Genomic DNA, 5,250 nt, shown 5'->3' on the forward strand with positions numbered 1-5,250 from the left:
TTGGAAAAAAAACAGGATGTAGCATTTGACTTTTCCGGAGTTGCAGAAGTGGGACTGAGCAAGGACGGAAGCTTCTATTATGTCACCGAAGGAAACAAAACAAAAGCAGAGGAATATCAATCCGGCCGGTTCTATCATTTAAAGGTGGAGATCGATCTGGAATCGGGAAAATACAACTTCTACGTGGATGACGAGTTGGTGGCTGATTTTGTGCCACTGACACAAAAGGAAGAAAAGATCACCAGTCTGACAATACATTCAGCGCATCAGGTTATTCTCGATGATCTTTGGGGAGTCGGATATGAGTTGCATGAGAGAGGTTCCAGAACCCATCCTTATTTTATCAACACATTCATTGACCAGGATTTTTCAGCACCTCCCACCCCTGAGGGATTCGAGGAGCCCGGATACGATGATTCAGAATGGCCTGTGACCCCGTACAGGCGTTATGCCCATGGGGGAGAACGCCACCGGGATGAAGCCTTATATTTACGCAAAAAACTGAAACCGGGTAATTTTGAACGCGCCCGGTTAAATATAGAAACGGTACGGCCTTCAGGCGAAATCTATATAAACGGTAAACGAATCAAGGAGGTAGGCCGCGTACCCGAAACCATTGATGTAAGCGAAGTATTGAAACCGGGCGAGGAAAACCTGATTGCAGTGAGAGTGAACCCTTATGAAGTGGGTGCAGTAAAGCATCATATGAGCACAGACAAGTGGTCGAGCTGGTTTGCCGGACTCATGGAGCTGGAATTAACCAGGGATTCCTATGTTGAGGATGTTTTCGCCTATACCACAGAAATTAACGGTTCAGCCAATGTAAAATTACAGATCAAAGCAGTTTCAGAGAATAAAAACGGATTTTCCGGGAAGCTGGTTACTGAATTTTACCCCTGGTATCCTGAAGAAAACGATCAGGTAGCAGCACAGTCTGTGAAAACCGTTCAACTGGATAAAGGCACATCATCAAATATTGAAGAACAGGTGACAGTGGAAAATCCCGATTTGTGGACCACAGAATCTCCGAATCTATACAAAGTCAGGGTTGAACTTCAGGATGAAAACGGTCAGCCGGTGGATGATCATGTATTGACTACCGGCATACGTACCATTGGTCAACAAGGAGGTACTTTCCGGATAAACGGTAAGCCTGAAGTACTGTTCGGGCCGTTGGTCTTCAACCAGCCTTATCCACTTGAAAAGGTGTCGCAATGGATGTTCAGCCCACCAAAATCCAAATGGGTAGAGACCATTCTGGAAACAAAAAAGATGAACGGCAATGCCATTCGAATGAGCGTTCATGATAAGCGGGTTGCAGGCGTTAATGACAAACGGCTGGCTCAAATCGGCGATCAGATGGGCATTATGTTCATGTGGCAAACGCCCTGCTGGATCAGAGAAGGAACCATCAGGGACTTTGATTTTGAAGCCCTTCCCAAATATATGCACATCGTACAAAACAATCCGAGCATCGTTCTTTGGCAACCGGGCAATCATCCCTCCGAGTATCCTCCGGAATGGTATGGCAGGGTACTGAAAGAGATCAGCGATGAAGACCCGAGTCGCCTGGTTTCTCCGGCAGCAGATCTTGACCATATAGGCCTGGAAGATGATCAAATGCCGGCCGAAGACGGAGATATCATCCCTGGGTGGAAGCATCCCCAGCTTGCGCGGGGCAACATGGAGCAGGTTGCCGCTTATGGTGAGGACTGGCGTGCTATCCGGAAACTCGGAACAGGAATTGATGAAAAAGTGGCCGATTATAATGACAGGTTGCGTTTGAGCTATCTAAACAGCGACACCCACGGCTGGTTCGATTATGAAAGTGAAGAGACCATTGGCATGCCCAACTGGAATCTCCATAAGGGCAAGCCGTATTACCGCATGTATTCCTATGAGAAGCATTATAATGAAGGGAATTTAGGCCGGGTACTGGAATTATCCGAATGGAAAGAAAGTCAGGCCTGGCAGGCACTGAGCGCTTACGAGACCTACCGGAAAAAGCGGTGGCTGGATTATGACGGTATGAACTGGTGTCCTTTAAGAGGCGGTCCCAATACGGCCACCTATATGAAGCCGGTAATAGAATACAGCGGAGAAGCCAAACTCAGCTACCATGCATTGCAAATGGTATATCAGCGTATTCTGGCAGGAAGCAAAAATGTCGATCTTGTTTACGGACCGAATGATGAGATACCGGTCATTGTCATGAACCTGGGCAAAAGCAGAACCGTTGATGTCGAAGCAGTGGTAAAAACCATCGATGGCGAACAAGTGGCCAAAAAGAAGTTTACCGGTATTGAATTAAACGCCGGACGGACAGTAACAGAAGTAGCCCGGTGGAAACCCGATCTTGAACCCGGAAAATATTATGGTTTTGAATATTATGTGAGGGAATAGTAGTTTATCCGTTGGAGAATGCGGGGCCGTGCTATGACGCCCCGAATACACCTTTCCCCTTCTTCTAACTATTTAGAGTCTGTCTATAATGTCCGCTGGCTACGTTACGCTCGTTTTGAATGCCAGTCATTTACATCAAGTAAACTCCTGGCATTCAAAACTCGCAAGCCTTGCCAGCGAACATTCTAGCCAAGACTCTTTCAAATCTATTTGACTTTATGGACACTAATTATTTAATCCCTAGCGGGGCTTTAGCTGTAATCCAGATCAATATCGATAGAATTCATCTAATCATTCAGTTTTGGAAAAAGGCGCCGGTATTTTAACCAAATCCTGTATGACTTTTCCCTCATGCTCAAACCGAGCAAGCGTATATACATTTCCTTCAGGCCCGATCGCTATAGAGTTTACATAGGTTGGCCGCTCACCATCCCTGTAGAAAATTCGGCCATGGTCAATATATTTCTCTCTGGGAATGTTATAAGTGACCAAATGCAGATTCTCCAATCCTTTTGCCGCACCCATCGCTATGTCTTCTTTACCCTTCACTCGTTCTCCATCCCTGTAAATGGGTCCACCGGTAAGATAATACAGGGTCTCTCCGTCGGGGCCCAGTTCAAAACCAAGATAACCATAACTGAACTGATCGAACATCCCGCTTCGCTTTGAAGGCTCAGAAGTAATCCGTTCCACAATTTCAACATTCGGCTTCCGCGGATCAAATCTGAACAAATAGCCTGAATTGCCATGCACTCCATAGGCAACATTCTCCGGAGGATACCAGACTATCCGACGCCAATTGTATTGCATACTTCCGGGCCGAGTATGATCGTATTCTCCGAAGTAATTCTTTCGCAGATCAACGCCTTCAACCTGTTCGATCGTCCCTGAAGTCGGACTATAGCTAAATATGTTCCCCTTTGCGGTGGAATAATACACAGAGCCATCTTTGGGGTCAACAAACATAGAGCGGCACAGTACCCGGTAATCCTTTCCTGGCGTACCAGCTTCGCCATTTGCGGAAATTTTTCCAAGATTTTTCAGTTCATCTTTCCCCACATCATAATGAAGAAAATACCCTTTCGGCCAGGAAATAGCATAAATATGGCCGCGCTCCGTATCCATGGTCAGGGTCACAATTGCTTCTCCCTCAGGCGCCATAGCCAAATCCTCAAATTCTCTATTGGACATATCATAGGCCAATATATGCCCTCCGGGGTAAAGTTTATAGCCATCAGGCGGATTCTGAACCATCGTCTCCATGCCGTCAATCATCTCGTAATAACCGGCATGGGTTGCAAAATAAAGTTTACCGGATCTTTCATAAAAATTTGTATGCACTTTTCCCTGTGGAATAGCATTTGAGCCGGCCTCCCCACATATTTCCGTCAGATCACCCAAATAATCTATTTCTTCATCCAAAGGATCAAAGGCATATACTTTCCCTCCCACATCAATGTCTTCGGAGGAAAGGCAATAATATATCCGTCCGTCACTCGCCGTGGTGATGGCATTATACGTATCATGGGCCAGTTCAAAGCCCGAGTAATAATGTTTGGCTACCAACGGATGAGGCGTGGGGGCATACTGTGCTTTAACAGAAATAAAAAAGCCGGTAAACAAGGTCAATGCAATGGTTAAAAGCAACGCTTTGGTTAGAAATACGAATGTTTTCATTGGGTCTTTCTTTTTTATCAAATAGTCTGATAATGACTTAATTGCAAAATAATTCAAATGAATAACTCGCCACAAAATCTCCAAAACACAAAATCCCACAAAACAAAAAAATAGTGTTTTATTTTGATGTCATTTAGTGTTCCTGACCTGTTAGCATGCGGGGTTCGTGTTTTAGTGGCATAAAGAAGCCTTTTTATACTGGAGTCAATAAATATTTACACAATTTTTGTTATAATTTTAACCTTACCGGCCAATTTTTGCCAAAAAAAAGTAAGAATTTGACCGGTAAGGTACTAACGGTAATTATTTTATCCCCGGGAGGATATTACCGATTAATTTCCAACCAATTCCGATTCAGGCATGTCCACTCCTGCTTGCCTGGCCAAGTCCAATACTTCCTGAATAATTCTGGTCTCAATATCGGCATTCCATGTACCCGGCAAACCATAAACCATTTGCGAAGTTATCCCTTCATATCCCCCTTCACGTAGAATACGAACTGAGGGTATGTACGACATCACATCATTGGAATAACCCAATACAAAAATATCCTGGCCGAATATCCGCTTCAGCCGGATGGTATAATCTATGACCACTTCTCCTCCTAAACTGACGATGGGTTGATCACCAAGCTTCCACACTTGCACAGGATAGGGGTAGGAACCCCTAAGGGGTTCGCCTTGTCTTATCTTCTCCTGAATACGGCTGGCCCATCGTTTCTGATATCCTGAAGCTTCTTCTATCATTTCCAATAAAGCCTCTTCATCCGGAAAACCCGTTAGAGACAATTCCACCTCGGAATAGGCAGTAGATAACCGGGGTGGTAACTCCTGCATCTCCTCGTCAAGAACTCTGTCCACCGCGGCTGCAAGTTCCCGGCCATACTGCCGGGCCAGTCCGACACTCCGGCGGGGTAAAGGATTCTGGTCTCCTCCCGCTCCCTGAAAAAAAATTGCGGTGGCACCGGGATGGGATTTTTCCAGTTCCAGTTGGGCAAATCCCGGATAATCTCCCGACCACTTGTAAAAACTTAACGTTGTGGGGTGGCATGCATACCCGAATGCTACAGCCATGAGTTTCCCTTCCTCATCCTCCACTTTGATTACCGGAACCGCGTAATCATTGGGACCGGTCAAATCCGTTTGCCTGTTCAATAATTCACTGTCTCTC

3 protein-coding genes are annotated in these 5,250 nt (G+C 45.5%); 1 reads left to right on the top strand and 2 read right to left on the bottom strand.

From position 1 onward, the window contains the following. Positions 1-2,403: hypothetical protein (locus tag KGY70_16525; protein MBS3776805.1), on the top strand; the 2,403-nt coding region annotated here is incomplete at its 5' end. 291 nt (positions 2,404-2,694) lie between these two features. Here KGY70_16525 and KGY70_16530 read toward each other — a convergent pair. Both KGY70_16530 and KGY70_16535 read right to left on the bottom strand, forming a co-directional pair. Then, a complete protein-coding gene (locus KGY70_16530) occupies positions 2,695-4,080 on the bottom strand; it encodes a hypothetical protein (GenBank protein MBS3776806.1) in 1,386 nt (461 codons plus the stop codon). A gap of 332 nt (positions 4,081-4,412) precedes the next feature. Then, positions 4,413-5,250 (bottom strand): hypothetical protein (locus KGY70_16535; protein MBS3776807.1); only part of this gene is annotated, 838 nt, incomplete at its 5' end.

It is taken from the genome of Bacteroidales bacterium, from assembly GCA_018334875.1.
In the GTDB taxonomy this organism is placed as follows: domain Bacteria; phylum Bacteroidota; class Bacteroidia; order Bacteroidales; family UBA12077; genus JAGXLC01.